General features: G+C 74.6%; 13 protein-coding genes and 1 pseudogene. 8 read left to right on the top strand and 6 right to left on the bottom strand.

Annotated elements, in window-relative coordinates; genetic code table 11:
• The first annotated feature begins 69 nt into the window (after positions 1–69).
• The 3 genes from ABZY91_RS04810 (at position 70) to ABZY91_RS04800 (ending at position 2094) form a co-directional block, all read left to right on the top strand.
• On the top strand, positions 70–642 hold the full coding sequence (locus ABZY91_RS04810; protein ID WP_329949146.1) for a VOC family protein: 573 nt from the start codon (positions 70–72) through the stop codon (positions 640–642).
• The gene (locus tag ABZY91_RS04805) at positions 635–1759 is read left to right on the top strand and encodes an NAD(P)-dependent alcohol dehydrogenase (protein WP_355399745.1); all 1125 of its coding nucleotides are present in this window, start codon (positions 635–637) and stop codon (positions 1757–1759) included. Before ABZY91_RS04810 ends, ABZY91_RS04805 begins: the two co-directional genes overlap by 8 nt.
• A 155-nt stretch (positions 1760–1914) precedes the next feature.
• On the top strand, positions 1915–2094 hold the full coding sequence (locus ABZY91_RS04800) for a hypothetical protein (protein WP_355399743.1): 180 nt from the start codon (positions 1915–1917) through the stop codon (positions 2092–2094).
• A 159-nt stretch (positions 2095–2253) separates the two neighbouring features.
• Here ABZY91_RS04800 and ABZY91_RS04795 read toward each other — a convergent pair whose 3' ends face one another.
• The gene (locus tag ABZY91_RS04795; RefSeq protein ID WP_355399741.1) at positions 2254–3009 is read right to left on the bottom strand and encodes a hypothetical protein; all 756 of its coding nucleotides are present in this window, start codon (positions 3007–3009) and stop codon (positions 2254–2256) included.
• Positions 3010–3358: 349 nt separating this feature from the next.
• Entirely contained in the window at positions 3359–5647 is a 2289-nt protein-coding gene (locus ABZY91_RS04790; RefSeq protein WP_355399739.1) for an ATP-binding protein, read from the bottom strand.
• Positions 5648–6024: 377 nt separating this feature from the next.
• Here ABZY91_RS04790 and ABZY91_RS04785 point away from each other — a divergent pair, with 377 nt between their 5' ends.
• The 3 genes from ABZY91_RS04785 (at position 6025) to ABZY91_RS04775 (ending at position 10632) form a co-directional block, all read left to right on the top strand.
• The gene (locus ABZY91_RS04785; RefSeq protein ID WP_329879481.1) at positions 6025–6657 is read left to right on the top strand and encodes a response regulator transcription factor; all 633 of its coding nucleotides are present in this window, start codon (positions 6025–6027) and stop codon (positions 6655–6657) included.
• A gap of 154 nt (positions 6658–6811) precedes the next feature.
• A complete protein-coding gene (locus tag ABZY91_RS04780) occupies positions 6812–8992 on the top strand; it encodes a histidine kinase (RefSeq protein ID WP_355399737.1) in 2181 nt (726 codons plus the stop codon).
• Positions 8993–9312: 320 nt separating this feature from the next.
• Entirely contained in the window at positions 9313–10632 is a 1320-nt protein-coding gene (locus tag ABZY91_RS04775; protein ID WP_355399788.1) for a M28 family metallopeptidase, read from the top strand.
• A 50-nt stretch (positions 10633–10682) separates the two neighbouring features.
• Here ABZY91_RS04775 and ABZY91_RS04770 read toward each other — a convergent pair whose 3' ends face one another.
• Positions 10683–12383 (bottom strand): acyl-CoA dehydrogenase family protein, encoded by a 1701-nt coding sequence (locus ABZY91_RS04770; RefSeq protein WP_355399735.1) that lies wholly within the window; start codon positions 12381–12383, stop codon positions 10683–10685.
• A 145-nt stretch (positions 12384–12528) separates the two neighbouring features.
• Positions 12529–13062: pseudogene (locus ABZY91_RS04765) on the bottom strand (PadR family transcriptional regulator); the annotation flags it as partial.
• A gap of 204 nt (positions 13063–13266) precedes the next feature.
• On the opposite strand from ABZY91_RS04765, the gene ABZY91_RS04760 reads away from it, so the two are divergent.
• Positions 13267–13737 carry an SPW repeat protein gene (locus ABZY91_RS04760; protein ID WP_329879467.1) on the top strand — a complete coding sequence of 157 codons (471 nt, stop codon included), beginning with the start codon at positions 13267–13269 and terminating at the stop codon, positions 13735–13737.
• Positions 13738–13803: 66 nt separating this feature from the next.
• Here the strand turns inward: ABZY91_RS04760 and ABZY91_RS04755 are convergent, their stop codons facing one another.
• Together ABZY91_RS04755 and ABZY91_RS04750 are read right to left on the bottom strand one after the other, a co-directional pair.
• A complete protein-coding gene (locus tag ABZY91_RS04755; protein ID WP_329879468.1) occupies positions 13804–15198 on the bottom strand; it encodes a class II fumarate hydratase in 1395 nt (464 codons plus the stop codon).
• A gap of 234 nt (positions 15199–15432) precedes the next feature.
• Complete coding sequence (locus ABZY91_RS04750) at positions 15433–16176, bottom strand: carbon-nitrogen hydrolase family protein (protein ID WP_355399732.1); 744 nt, start codon at positions 16174–16176, stop codon at positions 15433–15435.
• Positions 16177–16429: 253 nt separating this feature from the next.
• Here ABZY91_RS04750 and ABZY91_RS04745 point away from each other — a divergent pair, with 253 nt between their 5' ends.
• The gene (locus ABZY91_RS04745) at positions 16430–18358 is read left to right on the top strand and encodes a cholesterol oxidase substrate-binding domain-containing protein (RefSeq protein WP_355399730.1); all 1929 of its coding nucleotides are present in this window, start codon (positions 16430–16432) and stop codon (positions 18356–18358) included.
• Positions 18359–18417: the final 59 nt, after the last annotated feature.

Raw genomic sequence — 18417 nt, 5'->3', positions numbered from 1 at the left:
GGACGAATCGACTGCCTGACGACCGACCTGACAACCGACCTGACGACCGACTTCGCAGAGGAGTGCGCCATGACCGGAATCCCCGGTGCCCGCGCCGTCCATCACGTCGCCTACACCGTGCCCGACCTCGACGCGGCCGTGGCGTTCTTCACCGGCGTGCTCGGCGCGCGGCTGCTCTACCGCGTCGGGCCGGTCGCCGCACCGCAGGGTGACCGCGACTGGATGGCCCGCCAACTCGGCGTCCACCGCGAGGCGGTGGCGCACATCGCGATGCTGAGGCTCGGCCCGGTCAGCAACCTGGAGCTGTTCCAGTACACCGCCCCGGGCCAGCGGCACGAGCTGCCCGCCAACAGTGACTGGGGCGGTCACCACCTGGCGATCGCGGTGGACGACGTCGACCGCGCCGTCGCCTACCTGCGGGGCTGCCCGGGGGTCGAGGTCCTCGGCGAACCGCAGACCGTCGCCGACGGCGGCCCGATCGACGGCGACCGCTGGGTGTACTTCCGCACCCCCTGGGGCCTCCAGCTGGAAGTGCTGGCGATGCCCCCCGGGATGCCCTACGAACGCGCCACGCGCGACCGGCTGTTCACGCCCGACACCCCGTGGGCGTCCGCCGACGCGCCCGGGAGCGGCGATGATTGAGGCCACCGCCGCCGTGGTGGACACCAGGGGCGGACCGTTCGAGCCGGAGACCGTCCTGCTGGACGACCCGCGCCCCGACGAGGTGCTGGTCCGGATCCGCGCCGTCGGGATCTGCCACACCGACCTCAGCGTCCGGGCCGGCCGCACGCCCGCCCCGCTGCCCGCAGTCCTCGGCCACGAGGGCGCGGGCACGGTGGTCGCGGTCGGCGCCGCCGTCACCAGGGTGCGGCCCGGTGACACCGTGATCCTGACGTTCGACTCCTGCGGCGCCTGCCCGCCCTGCCTGGGCGGCCGCCCGGTGCGCTGCGAGCACTGGGCCGCGCTCAACCTCTTCGGCGGCCACCGGCTGGACGGCAGCGCCACCCTGCGCGGCACCGGCCGCCGCGGCGGGGCCGTCCTGCACGGCCACTTCTTCGGCCAGTCCTCCTTCGCGACCCACGCGCTGGCGGACGAACGCAACGCCGTCGCCGTCCCGGGACCGGCCCTGCCCTTCGAACTGCTGGCCCCCTTCGGCTGCGGGGTTCAGACCGGCGCGGGCGCGGTGTTCCACGTGCTGCGCCCCCGACCGGGCGACACGGTGGTGGTGTTCGGCGCGGGCGCCGTCGGGCTGGCCGCCGTCCTCGCGGCCCGGCTGACCCCGGCGGCGCGGATCGTGGCGGTGGACCTCCGCCCGGCCCGGTTGGCCCTGGCCCGGGAGCTCGGTGCGACCGACGTCGTCGACGCGGGCGCCGACGACCCGGTGGCGGCGGTCCTGGACCTCACCGGCGGACGCGGCGCCGACCACACGCTGGAGACCAGCGGGAGCGTCCGCGCGCTGCGGCAGGCCGTGGACGCGCTGGCCGTCGGCGGGACGTGCGGGGTGGTCGGCGCGCCGCCGGCCGGCAGCGAGGTGGGCCTGGACGTTCCCGCGCTGCTGGCCCGGGCGCCCCGGATCGTCGGCGTCAACCAGGGGGCGAGCGTGCCCGGGCGGTTCCTGCCGGCCCTGGTCGACCTGTTCCGTGCGGGCCGCCTGCCGGTGGACCGGCTGGTGCGGGCCTTCCCGTTCGCGGCGATCGAGGAGGCGGCTGCGGCGGCGGAGGCGGGGGAGGTGGTGAAGCCGGTGCTGACCCTGCCCTGACCTGCGACGGCGACCGCCGTCCCGGCTGCCGGGCCCGTTCTGGGACCGGAACGGGACGGCGGGCCCATGCGCCCGGGGCGCGGGTCCGCCCAGAGTGGAGGAAGAGCGGCCGATCGGCTCGACCCCTCGGAAGCGAAGAATCTGGAGCATCATCCATGGCAACGAACACGGCAACGAAGACGCTCGGCGTCGCGTCCGTAATCGTCGGCTTCGCCGCAGCCACCGTCGTCATCCGGAGCGCCGTCGTCGGCGCGGTGGCCAAGGCGGGCCCCGCGGTCCAGGTCGCGGACTCCGCGCGACGCTGCAAGCCGGGCGAGAAGGACTGCAAGGGCTGATCACCCCTCGGTTCTCCTCCGTCCCCCGATCACTCGTCCCCTGCCTCCGCCCCCGGCGCCGCCAGCGCCGGGGGCGGCAGCCTGTGCGGAGACCGCCCGCCCGGCGGGAGCGCCGTCGAGGCGGCGCCGCGGATCACGAGCTGCGCGCCTCCGGGGCCGTCACGCCTCGACGCGGATCCAGGTGTTGCCGGCGCGAAGCCACAGCACGCCGTCCCGACCCTGCCCGCCGTGCCTGACCACCCGGCCGGGCACGTGCAGGATGCTCCGGTCGATCACCCGCCAGGTGCCGCCGACCAGTTCGGCCCGCACGACCTCGGTCGACCGCTGGTCGTGGGTGCGGCGGGTCAGGACTGCTCGACGGTCGCGCACGGCGAATCCGTCCGGGTCGCGCACGGGGCTCGGCCGGCTGGTCACCTCACCCGTCGAGGGGGTGATCCGCGTCAGGAACGTCTCGTCGGACCGGGTGCCGGAGTACCAGACCAGCCAGACCCGGTCGCCCTCGGTGGCGGCGGCGCAGCCTTCCAGCGGCTCGTCGGGAAGGCGCCCGCCCGGGGCCCAGACCGCCCGGCCGGTGGCGCTCCAGCCGGCAAGCCCGGCAGCGGACTCCGGATGCTCCCCGTAGACGCCTTCGTCGCCGTAGGCGGTCCAGATCGATCCCCCGCGGTCGGTCACCAGGGCGGGGATGTCGTCGCCGATGCAGAAGGCGTCCTCCTGCTCGCCGCTCTCCAGGAAGAACACCACGGCGTTCGGGCTCCACCCGCCCGCCGGCTCCTGATACGCCCGAGCGCTCGCCACCAGGAGCCGGGAACCCGGGAGAAGCGCCAGGTGGTCGGGGCTGACCGGTACGTCCCTGACCGGCCGGCGCCGCACCGACCCGTCCGCCCGCCGCACCACCAGCAGGCCGTCGAACGGCACCGCCGGACCGTGTCCCGCCCGACCCCGGACGGCGTGGCTCCGACGGAGGTACGCCCGGCCGACGAGCAGAACCGCCAGTTCCCCCGCCGGCCCGGCGGTCCACCCCAGGGGGCGCCGCCCGGCCCGCAGGTCCGTGGCGGACGGCCGCCACACCCGCTGAACCTCGACCGCCGACACTGCGCCCCCTGTTCCCGATCGCAGCACCCGGCAGAGGCGCCGACGGGAGGAGTGTACGGACGGCGCCGCCGTCCGCCCGCCGCACCTCCGTGTCTCGCCTCCGTCGTCTCGCCCCCGCCGGCCGGTCGACGCGACCCGTCCGGGTCAGCTGCCCGACGTCATCCGCCCGACGTCATCCGCCCGGGGTCGGATCGCCGCTCCGGGACGGGTAGCGGGGCAGTACGGCCAGCACGCGCGTCCCGCTGTCCCGGGACAGCGCGTCGACGGTGCAGCTGCCGCCGATCTCCGCGGCCCGGTCCGCCATCGACCGCAGGCCGACTCCGCCGGACGGTTCCTCCTCGGGCCGCGGCGCCTCGCCGATCCCGACCCCGTCGTCCTGGACGGTCAGCGTCAGGCTCGCGCCGTCCACCCGGAGGGCCACCTGGGCGCGGCGGGCCCGGGCGTGGCGCAGCACGTTGTTCAGCGCCTCGGCGGTGATCCGGTACGCGGCCACCTCGACGGCGGCGGGCAGTTCGGGCAGCGGCTCGGGTTCCACCACGGCGGTGACGGCGAGGCCGTCGCCGCTGAACGTGGCCGCCAGCTGCTGTACGGCCCGGGCCAGCCCGAACTCGCCGAGCGGGGCCGGTCCGAGCCGGTCGGTGATCCGCCGGACCTCCTTGATCGCCATCGCGAGCTCCTCCGAGATCCCCTGCAGGCTCTCCGTGAGCCGGTGACCGCTGCCACGGCTACTGCTACTGCCGTTGCCGTTGCCGCTGCCGCCGCCCTCGCTCGCCCGCCCGCTGCCGCCCGTGCCGCCGACCCCGGTCCCCGCCCCGGCGCCGCTCCCGGTCCCCGTCATCGAGGCCGAGGCCGAGGCCGCGTCGTCCACCCGCAACCGCAGCCCGGCGAGCGCGGGCCCGAGCCCGTCGTGGATGTCCCGGCGCAGGCAGCGCCGTTCCTCCTCCCGGGCCGCGACGATCAGCTCCCGGCTGGCCTGGAGGTCCTCCAGGAGTCGCAGCGAGGCGACGGCGGGCGAGGCCTGGTCGGCCAGTGAGCGCAGGATGTCGACGTCGCTCGGGTCGAGCTCCTCCTCGCCCGCCCGCAGGCCGACCGTCAACTCGCCGATCACCGTGCCCTGGTGGATCAGCGGGAAGCCCTGGCGGCTCCCGCCGGTCCGGCCGACCGAGGCCAGCGGCCGGCTCCCGGCCCGGGTGGTGACGGTCAGCGCGACGCCCGGCAGCCGCAGCTCCGCCGCGACGGCCGTGCACAGCGCGGACGGCAGCCGCTCGGGCTCGACGACCTGCCGGACCTGGCCGGCCAGTGTGCGCAGCACCTGGTACGGCTGGGCGCGTTCGCCGTAGTAGAGCCGGTCGACCAGGCCGACGGCCCGGCGGGTGGCCCACGGCAGTCCGGCGCCGAGCCCGTAGACCAGGGCGATCAGCAGCAGTGCGGCCGCGCCCCGGCCCGGCACCAGCCAGCCGGAGAGCACGGCCGCGCAGACCACGAACAGCACCGTGAGCCCGGTGGCGAGCAGCAGTCCGGTCAGGACCGAGCGTGCCGCCCGGTCCAGCCGCCACCCGCCGTCGCGGACCACCAGGTACGCGACGGCGACGGCCCAGACCGCGCCCGCCGCGGTGAACAGCGAGTAGCTCAGCCAGTACTCGTACGGGTACCGGCGGGTGTAGTAGTCCTGCATGCCCGCCCAGAGCAGGTACGCGCCCAGCATCCCCGCCACGTGCGCCCGGTGCCGCGGCAGCGCGGTGGCGGTCCCGCCGTCGGGGCCCGGCACGGGCCGGACCAGCCGGGCCAGCAGGACGGCGGCCGCGATGCCGATCAGCAGGTAGTTGACCGGGTCGTAGAGGCCGTCCAGGTGGTCCGCGACGGACCCGAGGAAGCTCGCCGGCTCGGTGCCGGCGAGCGGACCGGGGCGGCCGAAGACGGTCGTCCGGTCGAGGAAGGACAGGCCGTCGGGGATCACCCAGAGCGCCACCGCGCCGATGTAGAGCCACCACCGGCGGGTGGTGAGGCGTCCGGCCGGCAACCAGAGCGGCAGCACGTAGAACAGCGTCTGGCTGACCGTGTCGCAGACCCCGCGCACGACCGCCGTCGCGCCCACGATCGCGGGATCGGAGATCTCGACCCAGACCGGTGCGGCGGCGGCGCTCGGCAGCATCGACGTCAGCGCGTAGACGAGCATCACCCAGCCGAGCGGACTTCCCGGCCGGTGGGCGTGCAGCAGCATTCCGGCGCCGGCGGTCGGCAGGGCGTAGAGCAGGATGGCGAGTTGGTCGCGGGGCCGGTCCACGCCGGGTTCGCCGAGGTGGACCAGCACGTAGCAGACCCAGGCGGCGGCGATCGCCAGGCAGAGCGCGGTGAGGACCGCGGCGCCGGTCAGCCGGCGCTGTGCGGGCGTCCGGTGCGGGGTGGCCCGGGCGGGCCCGCGGGGCCTGGACCGGGGCCGGAGGGAGATCACCGTGGTCATGGCACCGCCTCGAAACGGACTGGGGATGGGTCCACCGGCGGCCGGGCGCCGGGCCGAGCGCTGGATCCAGTCTCGGCCGCCCGTCGTCCCGGGCGCATGGGGCAGCGGTCTCGTCCTTCCCGGGGGTGCCCGCGGGCGGGGCCCCGCGGAGCCGGCCGGCCCGGCGCCGGGCCGTGCATGTCACGGAAAGTCACTCTCCTATCGCTGGTAGTGTCGGCCGGGTGGACGAAGAGCACCCCTCCGCAGAGCCCCCGCACCCGGACCCCGCACCGCACCCGGACCCCTCCTCGCACCCCGACCGCGCCCCGGTCCGGGCCCAGGACCGGCGTCCGGACCGCACCCCCGGCGCGGAACCGGACGTCCCGCCGGTCCGGGTCCTGATCGTCGACGACCACCCGCTCTTCCGGGAAGGGCTCAAGGCCGCCCTGGAGAGCGCCGAGGGCATCGCCGTGGTGGGCGAGGCCGAACGCGTCGCCGACGTGCCGGACGCCGTCGCGCGGCACCGTCCGGACCTCGTCGTGATGGACCTGTCCCTGCCGGACGGGTCCGGGCTGGAGGCCACCCGTCGGCTCTCCGTCGAGCAGCCGGCCCCGCCGGTGCTGATGCTCACCATGGCGGACGACGACGGCAGCCTGCTGGCCGCGCTCCAGGCGGGCGCGCGCGGCTACCTGGTCAAGGGCGCGGGTCGGGAGGAGGTGCTGCACGCGGTGCGGACCGTCGCGGCCGGAGGCGCCGTGTTCGGCGCGGACGTGGCCGAACGGATCACCACCCTGCTCGCCGGCGCCCGGGTGCGGGAGGCCGGCCAGCTCTTCCCGGCGCTCACCGCCCGCGAGGCGGAGGTTCTGGACCTGGTGGCCCGGGGGCTGGACAACCGGCGGATCGCCCGCGAGCTGGTGGTCGCCGAGAAGACCGTGCGCAACCACGTCACCCACATCTTCGAGAAGCTGCACGTCGCGACCCGGGCCGAGGCGGTCGCCCGGGCCCGCGACATGGGCCTCGGCGACGCCTGACCCGGGGTGCCCCGGACCGGCCGGACCCGGGACCGGCGGGGGCGCGCCCGGACGCGGGCCCGCCGCCGGACCGCCGACCCGGGGCCGGGAGCGGACCGCGGACCCGCGCCCCCGGGACGGCAGGACGCCGAGGATGCGGGGGAGGAGGCCACCCATGAGTGAACCGGCTGTCACCCCGGACAGGGCGGACCGGGCGTCGGCCCGGGCCGCCGGTCCGGCCCCGGCGCCGCCGGGCCCGACCGCGACCCGACGGGCGGGACCGCCCCCGGCGGCCTGGGCCTGCGCGCTGACGCTGGCCGGCGGCCTGGGCTGGGTCCTGCTGGCCGTCACCCACCAGGACACCCGCTGGGCCACGCCCTTCTACCTCCACGACGGCGAGACCGTCCTGCTCGGCTTCGCCTTCGCGCTCTCCGGGCTGCTCATCCTCGCCCACCGCTCCGGCCCCGAGGAACACCCGCGGCCGGGGAGCGTCGCACCCGCCCCGCCCGTCGGCCGCAGCCTCGGCCGCTGCCTGCTCGCCGCCGGTCTCGGAGGCTGCCTCTCCCGGTTCGTCCTCTTCGCCGGCGCGGCGGCCGACGCCGGCCCGGTCGTGGAGGCACTCGGCGCGGCCCTGCTGCTCGCGTCCGTCACCCTGTTCATCTTCATCTCCCTCGCCCTCCCCCTCTGGCTGCCCGAAGGGCGGCTGCCGGGTGGGCCCGGCCGCCTCTACGTCGCCGCGATCGCGGCGTGGAGCGCCCTGCACGCATGCGTGGTCCGCCTCGGAAGCCCGCTCCCGTACTTCGACGACGTCCTGGTCCCGGACGGCCGGGGGCTGCCGCTCGGCGAGTGGCGGGCGACGCTGGTCGCCTGGGGCATCGTCGTCACCAGCCTCGCGGTGGCGGCCCTCCGCTGGCGGCGCTCGGCGAGCCCGCACCGCTCCGTGACCGCCGTCCTCGTGCCGTACCTGATCTGGCTGATCACCACCAACATCGCGCTTCGGATGGGGAGTTCCGAGAGCGTCGCGGCGGTCGCGTACTTCGCCGGATCGGCGCTCTGGATGCTCGGTGCGGTCGGCTACGCCTTCACCCGTGACCGCTCCCACTACCTCGACCGGGCGACCCGCCGGATGTTCAGCGTCCTCGCCCTCACCGCGCTGCTCATCGCCGGCTACCTCGGCATCGCCCTGCTGCTGCGCCGTCTGCTGCCGCAGGCCAGTACCGCGGACGCCCAGCTGCTGGCCGCCGGGGCGCTCGCCATCGGCGGACTGCTCGGCCCCACCACCCGCTGGGTGGTGCGCGCCGTCGACCGGTTCTACTACGGGGACCGGGCCCGGCCCTACCAGGTGGTGCGGGCGCTCGCCGAACGCCTGAGCCGCGCCGTCAGCCCGTCCGACGCGCCGCCGCTGCTCTGCGACACCGTGGTCAACGCCCTCGGCCTGCCCGGTGCCCGGGTGGTCCTGCACACCCGCACCGGACCGCTCGAACTCGCCTCGGTCGGCGTGCTGGGACCCAACAGCCAGGTCTTCCCGCTCAGTTACGAGGGCGCGGTGATCGGCGACCTGTACGCGCCGCCGCGCGCCGGACAGCCCGAGCTGGACGCCCAGGACCACGAGGTGCTGCGCTTCCTCGCCGACCAGGCCGCGCCCGCGATCGCCTCGCTGCGCCTCTACGAGGAGCTCCAGAGCGGGCGGCGACAGATCGTGCTGGCCCGGGAGGAGGAGCGCCGACGGCTCCGGCACGACCTGCACGACGGGCTCGGACCCACGCTGTCCGGCCTGCGGCTCGGCGTCGACACCGCACGGGCCGCCGTGCCGCAGGACTCCGCGGCGGCCCGGTCGCTGGGCGCCGTCTCGGCCGGCATCGGTCAGGCGATCGTCGAACTCCGCCGGATCACGGAGGGGTTGGCGCCCGCCGCGCTGGCGGGGGAGGGGCTGGCGGTCGCGTTGCGGCGGCTGGTCGCGGAGCTGGACGGGCCGCGGGTGCGGATCTCCCTGGTGCTCGATCCCGATCCGCCACCCGCGCTGCCCGCCGCCGTCGAGGTGGCCGTGCTGCGGATCAGCGGGGAGGCGCTGAACAACGTCCTGCGTCATTCGGGTGCCGCCAAGGCCCGGTTGACCCTGCGGGTCCGGCCGGACCTCGTCGTCGTCGAGGCGTGGGACGACGGCTGCGGGTTCCCCGAGGCCCGGGCGGAGGGCGGCGGCGGGGCGGGGTACCGGTCGAACGGGTCCGGCGTCGGGCTGCGTTCGATGGCCGAGCGTGCCGAGGAGCTGGGCGGCGGCTTCACGGCGGTCAACCACGACGGCGGGGCGCTCGTCCGGGCGGCGCTGCCCCGCACGCCGGAAGCGGACGACGCGTAGCCGAGGGCGGGTAGGGGCCGCCGGGTAGTCGACGGCGGTCGGCCGACGGCGAGTGGGGGTCGTCGGGGAGCGTCCGACGGCCGGCGGCGGCGCGTGACGGGAGGTGGCCGAACGGCCGCCGTCACCGGCCCGCCCGCTCCCCTCGTCGGGCCTCCCCTCTTGACGGGTCCGCGACTTGGCCCAATCATCATGGTCGCGTCAACTTCGCGACCCGACCCCGCTTACCCGCGAAGTGCCGCGCTTCCGTTCTGCCCCATCAGAAACCGGAGCCTCCCTTGACCGAGCGCGCCCCGCGGCGATTCCGCCTGCGCCGAACCACCCTGCCGACCGCAGCCGTGGTCACCCTCGCCGCCGCCCTCCTCGCCCCCGCCGCCGTCGCGGCCCCCGAAGCCCCGGCCGTCCGGGCCGCCTCGGCGGGCGTGAGTCCGGCCCTCGCCGCCGCCCCCGACATCCCGGTCGCCAACGTGAAGGCGCACCTCGCCCAGCTGCAGTCGATAGCCACGGCCAACGGCGGCAACCGCGCCCACGGCCGAACCGGCTACAAGGCCTCGATCGACTACGTGAAGGGCAAGTTGGACGCGGCCGGCTACACCACCACACTGAAGACCTTCAGCTACAACGGCGCGACCGGCTACAACCTGATCGCCGACTGGCCGGGTGGCGACACCTCGCACGTCGTGATGGCCGGCGCCCACCTGGACTCCGTCACCGGCGGTCCGGGCATCAACGACAACGGCTCCGGCTCGGCCGGTGTCCTGGAGACCGCGCTCGCCGTCTCCCGGGCCGGACTCACCCCCTCCAAGCACCTGCGGTTCGGCTGGTGGGGCGCCGAGGAGTACGGCATGATCGGCTCCAAGAACTACGTGAACAGCCTGTCCGCCGCGGACCGTTCGAAGATCGACACGTACCTGAACTTCGACATGATCGGCTCGCCCAACCCGGGCTACTTCACCTACCGCTACGACAGCACGCTCGACGCCCTGTTCCGGAACTACTTCGCCGGTCTCGGCATCAGCACCGAGCAGGACTTCGAGGGTGACGGCCGGTCCGACCACGCGCCGTTCCAGGACGCGGGCATCCGGGTCGGAGGCCTGTTCAGCGGCGCCGACTACACCAAGACCAGCGCGCAGGCCGCGAAGTGGGGCGGAACGGCGGGCCAGCCGTTCGACCGCTGCTACCACTCCTCCTGCGACACCACCGCCAACATCAACGACACCGCGCTGGACCGGATGAGCGACGCCATCGCGTACGCGATCTGGAACCTGGCCGCCGGGAGCACCACGCCGCCCACCGGTACGGTCTTCGAGAACACCGCCGACGTGCAGATCCCGGACTACGGGGCGGCGGTGACCTCCGACGTCGCCGTCACGGGCCGCACCGGCAACGCGCCGGCCGCGCTCCAGGTCGGCGTGGACATCAAGCACACCTGGCGCGGCGACCTGGTCATCGACCTGGTCGCGCCGAACGGCACCGCCTTCCGCCTGAAGGACGCCAGCGGCAACGACTCCGCGCCCAACGTGCAGACCACGTACACGGTGAACGCGTCCGCCGTGGCCGCCAACGGCACCTGGAAGCTGAAGGTCCAGGACATCGGCCGGCAGGACACCGGCTACGTCGACAGCTGGAAGCTCACCTTCTGACGGCGCCGGGGGTGCCGGCCGGCCGGCACCCCCGGGACCACCCGGTGCGGCTACGGCTGCATCTCGTACGCGCCGGAGAGCGCCTCGACCATGCCCCACACCTTCGCCGCCCGCGCGCCGTCCGCGACCGGGCGGCGGACGTGCGCCAGCGCCCACGCGGCCTGCGCGTCCGTCGTCGACGCCTTGCCGTGCAGCTCGGTGGCGTGCGCGGAGAAGTCCCGCACCAGCGCGTCGAAGACCTGGTCGAGCAGGTCGGCGTCCAGTCCGGTCAGGGCGGCCTGCTCCAGGACCAGCTGGCCGTAGACGATCAGCGCGAAGAGCTGCCCGATCTCCAGCAGGAAGTCGAGGTCGGCCTGCTGCTCGGTGCTCGGCGCGGCGGTCAGCAGCAGCTCGCAGAAGCCGTCGGCCTGCTCGCGGAACCGCGCGACGTTCGGGACGTGCGCGTGCGCGTCGTAGGCGGTCCGCCAGTCGTGGAAGCGGATCGAGCCGAGGCCGCGGGCCGGACCCTGCCGGAACAGGAACGTGTCGTCGGCGGCGTCCCGGCGGCCGGGCACCGGGGTGTACTCGGCCGGGTCGAACAGGTAGTTGGCCATGAACTTGAGGATCAGCGCCAGGTTGACGTGGACGGTGCCCTCCAGCTTCGGCAGGCCGCGGATGTCCTTGGCGGCCTTGTCGAAGTAGGTGTCCGCCTCGAAGCCCTTGGCCGCGATGACGTCCCACATCAGGTCGATGACCTTCTCGCCCTCCGTGGTGACCTTCATCTTGGTCATCGGGTTGAAGAGCAGGTAGCGGCGGTCCTCGGGGGAGGCGGTGCGGAAGTAGTCCACCGCGCGGGCGGAGAACAGCTTCATCGCCACCAGCCGCGCGTAGGCGTCGGTCAGCTCGCGCCGCACGTGCGGGAAGTCGGTGACGTTCCGGCCGTACAGCACCCGGTTCCGGGCGTGCGTGACGGCCTCGTACATCGCGTGCTCGCAGATGCCGACGGAGGCCGTGCAGAGGTTGAACTTCCCGACGTTGACGGTGTTCAGGGCGGCGTCGAAGGCGGCCTTGCCGGTGTGCAGCACGTCGTCGGCGCGGACCGGGTACCCGTCCAGGCGGAACTCGCTGACGTACATCTGGGCGTTCACCACGTTCTTGACGAGGTGGTACGCCTCGTGGCGGCTGTCCGCGGCGAAGAAGACGTAGCCCTCCGGGCCGTCCACGTCGGAGCGGCGGCCGAACACCGAGACCAGGCCCGCGACGTTGCCGTTGCCGATGTAGTACTTGGAGCCGGTGGCGGTGAAGCCGCCGTCGCCGTCCGGGGTGAGGATCATGTCGGTGGAGTAGATGTCGGCGCCGTGGCTGCGCTCGGAGAGCCCGAACGCCATCACGTGGCCCTCCGTCAGGAGCTTCGCCGCGCGGGCCCGGACGGCCTCGTTCTCGCTCTGCCAGACGGGGCCGAGGCCCAGGATGGTGACCTGCCAGGTGTACCAGTAGCCCAGGCCGTAGAAGCCGAGGATCTCGTTGAGCTCGGCGATCCGCGCGGTGTCCCAGCGCTTGGCCGGGTCGGCGGCCGAGGGCGTCAGGAACTCGGCGAACAGGCCCTCCTTCGCCGCGAAGTCGAGGAAGTCGGCGTACCAGGTGCGGTCGACGTAGGTGTCGATCAGCGCCTTCTTGCCGCGCGACTCGAACCAGTCCACGGTCGTGCGCAGCAGCCGGCGGGTCGGCTCGTCGAACTGCGTGGGGTCGTAGGTGCGCGGGTTGAAGAGCATCGCGGGCTCCCGGGAGTGTCGAGGGTGGGGAGGGGTGTCAGGGGGTGTCGGCGGCGGAGCCGCCGGTGCGGTCGGCGGGGTCCGTGCCGCCGGCCGGGCCGGTGCGCGCCGGGCCGGCGGACCGGCCGTCCACGTCGGCACCGGCGAGGTCGTGCAGGGTGGCGAGCACGTCGTCCAGCCAGGCGAGGGTCATGCGTTCGTACTCGATCCCGCCGCGCAGCACCACGTGCTGGAGCCGCTGCCGGGCGTCGAGGGCGTCCGGGGCCGGGAAGTCCCGCTGCTCGCCGTGCAGGTAGCGGGCGAGCAGGGCGGCGTGGCCGTCGCGGTGCCGCTCGACCTCGGGGATCAGCGCGGCCGGGTCGTCGAAGGCCACCGCCCGGATCCGGACGGCCAGCTCGTGCCGGACGGTCTCCGGTTCGACGGGTTCGCGCAGCCAGCCGGCGAGTGCGGCCCGGCCGGGCGGGGCCGCCGAGTACACCTTCTTGTCCGGTCGGCCGTCCTGGGCGACCTCCTCGACGGAGATCCAGCCGTCCGTCTCCATCCGCCGCAGCACCCGGTAGATCTGCTGGTGCGTGGCGGTCCAGAAGCGGCCGATGGACCGGTCGAAGCGCCGGGCCAGTTCGTAGCCGGAGCCGGGCCGCTCCAGCAGCGAGACGAGGATCGCGTGCTCCAGTGCCATGAACGGCATCCTGCTATGCACCGAGTTGCATAGGCAATGGCGGCGCGCGAGGGTGAGACGGAGGTCACCCGGGCCGTCGGGGGTCGTCGGGGAGAGCGGCGGGGCAGGGTAGCTTCCGGGGTGAAAAGGTGCAAAACGGTCGAACGGCGCCAGAATGGTACTGGGCTAGCGCCCTCCATGTGCCGAACCTAGGAGGTGGTATCGGTGTCTACCCAGATTCCGATGGGCATGGAGCACCATCCGGACATCGTCGAACTACGGGAGCACTACGAGCGACTCACCCTCACTCCGCGGGCCCAGGCCGTCGAGGCCCTGGCCGTGCTGGCCGGTCTGTTCCTGGCGGCCTCGCCGTGGATCATCGGCTTCACCGCCTTCAACACGCTGACCGTCACCTGCCTGATCGTCGGACTCGCCTACTGCGTGCTGATGGCCGGCTACGGCTCCGCGTACGAACGCACCCACGCGCGGGCCTGGGCGGCCACCCTGCTCGGCGCGTGGACGATCATCTCTCCGTGGGTCGTCTCCGGTGAGGTGGACCGCGGCAAGAACATCGTCACCTGCATGATCGCGGGCGGCGTGATGTTCCTGCTGGGGCTCGCCGCCATCTCGATGGCCACCATGACGTCGAACGGAGCATCGATGCGGCGCGGCCGGGCCGGTCGGGCCAGGGGCTGACGATCACGGGAAGCCCGACCCGGGGCGCGGAACGGCGAGGCCGCCGTCCGCGCCCCGGGTGCTGTCCTACGGCCGCGTCATCCGCAGCACGTCCAGGGCCTCGTCCAACTGCTCGACGGTGAGCCGGCCCTGCTCCACGTACCCGCGCTCCAGCACCACCTGCCGGATCGTCTTCCGCTCGGCCAGTGCCTGCTTGGCGACCTTCGCCGCCTCCTCGTACCCGATGTACCGGTTCAGCGGGGTGACCACCGAGGGCGACGACTCGGCGTACTCGCGGGCCCGCTCGACGTTGGCGGTGAGGCCGTCCACGGCGCGGTCGGCCAGCAGCCGGGCGCTGTTGGCGAGCAGCCGGACCGACTCCAGGACGTTGCGCGCGATCACCGGGAGCATCACGTTGAGCTCGAAGTTGCCGCTCGCCCCGGCCACCGTGACGGTCGTGTCGTTGCCGATCACCTGGGCGGAGACCATCAGCACCACCTCGGGCAGCACCGGGTTCACCTTGCCCGGCATGATCGACGAGCCGGGTTGCAGGTCCGGCAGGTTGAGCTCGCCGAGGCCGGTGCGCGGGCCGGATCCCATCCACCGGAGGTCGTTCGCGATCTTCGTGAACCCGACTGCGACGGTGCGCAGTTGGCCGCTCAGCTCGACCAGTCCGTCCCGTGCGCCCTGCGCCTCGAAGTGGTCCCTCGCCTCGGTCAGCGGCAGGTCGGTGGCGCGCGCCACCTCCTCGATCACGGCCGCCGCGAACCCGGGCGGGGTGTTGATGCCGGTGCCCACGGCCGTGCCGCCGAGAGGGAGTTCGGCCACCCGGGGGAGCGTGGCCAGCAGCCGCTCCCGCCCGTGCCGGACCTGCGCGGCGTACCCGCCGAACTCCTGGCCCAGGGTGACCGGCGTGGCGTCCATCAGGTGGGTCCGGCCGGCCTTGACCACCAGCGCGAACTCCGCGGCCTTGCGCTCCAGCGCCTCCGCGAGGTGCTCCAGCGCCGGGATCAGGTCGTGGGTGACGGCGGCGGTGGCGGCGATGTGGATCGAGGAGGGGAACACGTCGTTGGAGGACTGGCTGGCGTTGACGTGGTCGTTGGGGTGGACCGGCCGGCCCAGCCGCTCGCCGGCGAGGGTGGCGATCACCTCGTTGGCGTTCATGTTGGACGAGGTGCCCGAGCCGGTCTGGAACACGTCCACCGGGAACTCGGCGTCCCACTGCCCGGTGGCGACCTCGTCGGCGGCGGCCGCGACGGCCTCGGCCGTCTCCTCGTCCAGGACCCCGAGCCGGGCGTTGACCCGGGCGGCGGCGGCCTTGATCCGCGCCAGCGCGGCGATGTGCGCCCGCTCCAGGCGCTGGCCGGAGACCGGGAAGTTCTCCACCGCCCGCTGCGTCTGCGCCTGCCATTTCGCTGCGGCGGGCACCCGCACCTCGCCCATCGAGTCGTGCTCGGTCCGGTACTCCTGCTCGTCGGCCATCGCGCGCCGCACCTCCTGGTCGGTCCGGGCGGGCGCCGTTCCCCGGCCGTCCGACGGCCGTACGGCGCCCGTTCCCGGGCCCTCGCTCTCGGGTCTGGGGTCTGGGGTCCGGGTCCCGGTTCCGGGTCCCGCTTCCGATCACCACAGCCGCGCGCGGGCCCCGGGTATTTCCGAACCCGGAGCAGGGCTGCTGCGGCGGCGGGGCGGCGCCGTCGGAGCCGCCCCGGGAGGGGCCTACCGGAGCTCGACGCGGATGATCTCGCCCGCGCCGTCGCCGGCCTGGACGACCAGCGAACCGTCCGCCGCCCAGACGCCGGAGCCGCCCGAGGTCTCCGTGAAGTCGCCGCTGGCGCCCGCGCCGGTGGACAGCACGCCCCACACCCCGTGGGCGGTGGCCCGCTCGCGCATGTGGCTGTCGCGCCTGGCCAGCTGCGACTCGCTCACCCCGTACAGGGCGGAGCCGACGTAGGCGTCGATCCCGAGCCCGGCGGTCCGCTCGGCGTGCCCGGGCTCGGCGACGTCGGCGCACACGGCGAGGCCGAGGCGGAAGCCGTCCAGCTCCAGGACGGACGGCGTCCCGGCCGGGGCGAACCGCTCGACCTCCTGCCCGTGCAGGTGGGTCTTCCGGCAGGCGACCTCGACGCCCTGGCCGCTGACGGCCAGCGTGCCGATGTACTCGCGCCCGTCCCGGTCCGCCACCGGCGCGCCGACCAGCGCGACGGAGCCGGTCTCGGCGCAGGCCGCGACCAGGGGCGCCAGCCTGGGATCACCGGGAGCGAGGGCGGGTGCGTCCAGGTCGTACCCGGTGAGCGAGAACTCGGGGAACACCACCAGGCGCGTCCCGGCCTCCCGGACGGTGGCGGCGTGCCGTTCGACGTTGAGGACGACCGTGTCGGGCCGGCCGGACTCCGCGCAGACGGGTTGGGCGACGGCGACGGTCAGCGGAGCCGACTCGGATGCGGATGCGGATGCGGACACGGGCTCGGACGAGGGCGCGGGCACGGTGGGGCCTCCGGGCGTGATCAGGTGGGATCGAGAGTGATCGGGCGTGATCCGGGATGGTGATCACTCTTAACCTACGAGCCTGTCGCAGAACGGGGCAAGGTTCACCTGATCGAGTGAAGATCGCGAGGCGTCGCCCCGTGCCCGAACGGTCCGCTCCGTACGCTCGCCCCGAACCGGGGGAACCATCCGGGCCCCGGTCCGCCGGGGCCGATCGACAGGGGCGGGCATGGCGACACCACAGCACGACGATCGTGGCAGCGGCAGCGGCAGCGGCAGGGACGGTCACGGTAGCGGCGACCCCGGCGGCGTCGGCCACCACGACGGCCGCCCTGGCCGGGGCGCCCCGACCGGCCTCAGCCGTCGGCGTCTCCTCGGCGCCACCGCCGCGCTCGGCACCGGTGCCTGGCTGCTGCGCGGCACCGTCGGACCGGACGGCGCCGAGGCCGCCACCCTCCCCGCCCTCCCGCCCCCGCCCGACCTGCCCGCCGGCACCGAGATCACCCGGAGCGTCTACCAGAACTGGTCGGGCGAGGTCCGCACCGACCAGCTCTGGACCTGTGCCCCGCGCACCCCCGAGGAGATCCCCGCGCTCGCCGACTGGGCGCGCGCCCACGGCTGGCGGCTGCGCCCCCAGGGGTACCGGCACACCTGGGCACCGCTCACCGTCGCCGACGGCACCCCCGGGGCGGCCCGCGTCCTGCTGCTGGACACCACCCGCCACCTCACCGCGATCACCGCCGACTCTCCCACCACCGTCCGGGTCCAGACCGGCGCCACCATGGAGGACCTGCTCGCCCACCTGGCCGGCCGGGGTCTCGGCCTCACCGCCGTGCCGGCCCCGGGCGAACTGACCGTCGGGGGCGTGCTCGCGATCGGCGGCCACGGCACCGCCGTCCCCGCGGCCGGCGAACTCCGGCCCGACGGACACGGCTACGGTTCGGTCAGCAACCAGGTCACCCGGCTCACGGCCGTCGTCCACGACCCGGCCACCGACCGGTACGCCCTGCGCACCTTCGACCGGTCCGAGGCCGACAGCGCCGCCTTCCTGGTCCACCTCGGCCGGGCGTTCCTCACGGAGGTGGTCCTCCGGGCCGGTGCCGACCGGCCGCTGCGCTGCGTCAGCCGGCTGGACATCCCGGCCGCCGAACTCTTCGCCCGGCCCGGTACCGCCGGCCGGCCGCGCACCTTCGCCGACTTCGTCGAACGGGACGGCCGCGCCGAGGCCATCTGGTTCGCCTACACCGACCGCCCCTGGCTCAAGACCTGGAGCGTCGCCCCGACCCGCCCGTTCGGCTCCCGCGCCGTCGACGAGCCCTACAACTACCCCTTCTCCGACTCGATTCCGGAGCCCGTCGCCCGTCTGGCCGGTGAACTCGTCGGCGGTTCCTGGGCCGTGGCCCCGCTCTTCGGGCAACTCCAGTACCTGATCGCCAAGGTGGCGCTCACCGGCGACATCACCGACATCCTGCTCTCGGGCGGTCTGATCCGCGACCTGCTCACCGGCGAGGTGCTCACCCACCTGCTCGCCGGCGGCCTGCGCTCCGACCTCTGGGGTCCGTCCCGCACCCTGCTCCAGTACGTGCGGCCCACCACCCTGCGGGTCACCGCCAACGGCTACGCGATCCTCGCCCGTCGGGCCGATCTCCAGTGGGTGGTGGCCGAGTTCGCCGACCGGTACCGGACGCTGCTCGACGCCTACCGGGCGCGGGGCGAGTTCCCGGTGAACGGCGCGGTGGAGATCCGGGTCACCGGCCTGGACGACCCCGCGTGGTCCGGGGTGCCCGGGGCGCGCCCGCCGCTGCTCTCCGCGCTGCGCCCGCGTCCCGACCGGCCCGAGTGGGACACCGCCGTCTGGCTCGACGTGCTCGGCTTCCCCAACACGCCCGGGTTGCACCGTTTCGGCAGGGACCTCGAACAGGCCCTGCTGCGTTCCTTCGACGGCACCAGGGCCGGTCTGCGCGTCGAGTGGTCGAAGGGCTGGGCCTACACCGAGGACGCGGCCTGGGCGGACCCGGACGTCCTCGACCGGGTCATCCCCGCCAGCCACCGGGACGGCGGCGGGCCCGGGTGGGACGAGGCGATCGCGGTGCTCGACCGGCACGACCCGCACCGGGTCTTCGGCAACCCCTTCCTCGACCGGCTTCTGAAGGCGTGAGGGCGTGAGGGCGTGAGGGCGTGAGGGCGTGAGGGCGTGAAGGCGTGAGGGGCTGAGGA

Origin of the sequence: Kitasatospora sp. NPDC002965 (genome assembly GCF_040611255.1) — a bacterium.
Classification (GTDB): Bacteria; Actinomycetota; Actinomycetes; order Streptomycetales; family Streptomycetaceae; genus Kitasatospora.
This window is presented reverse-complemented; position numbering and strand designations above follow the sequence as displayed.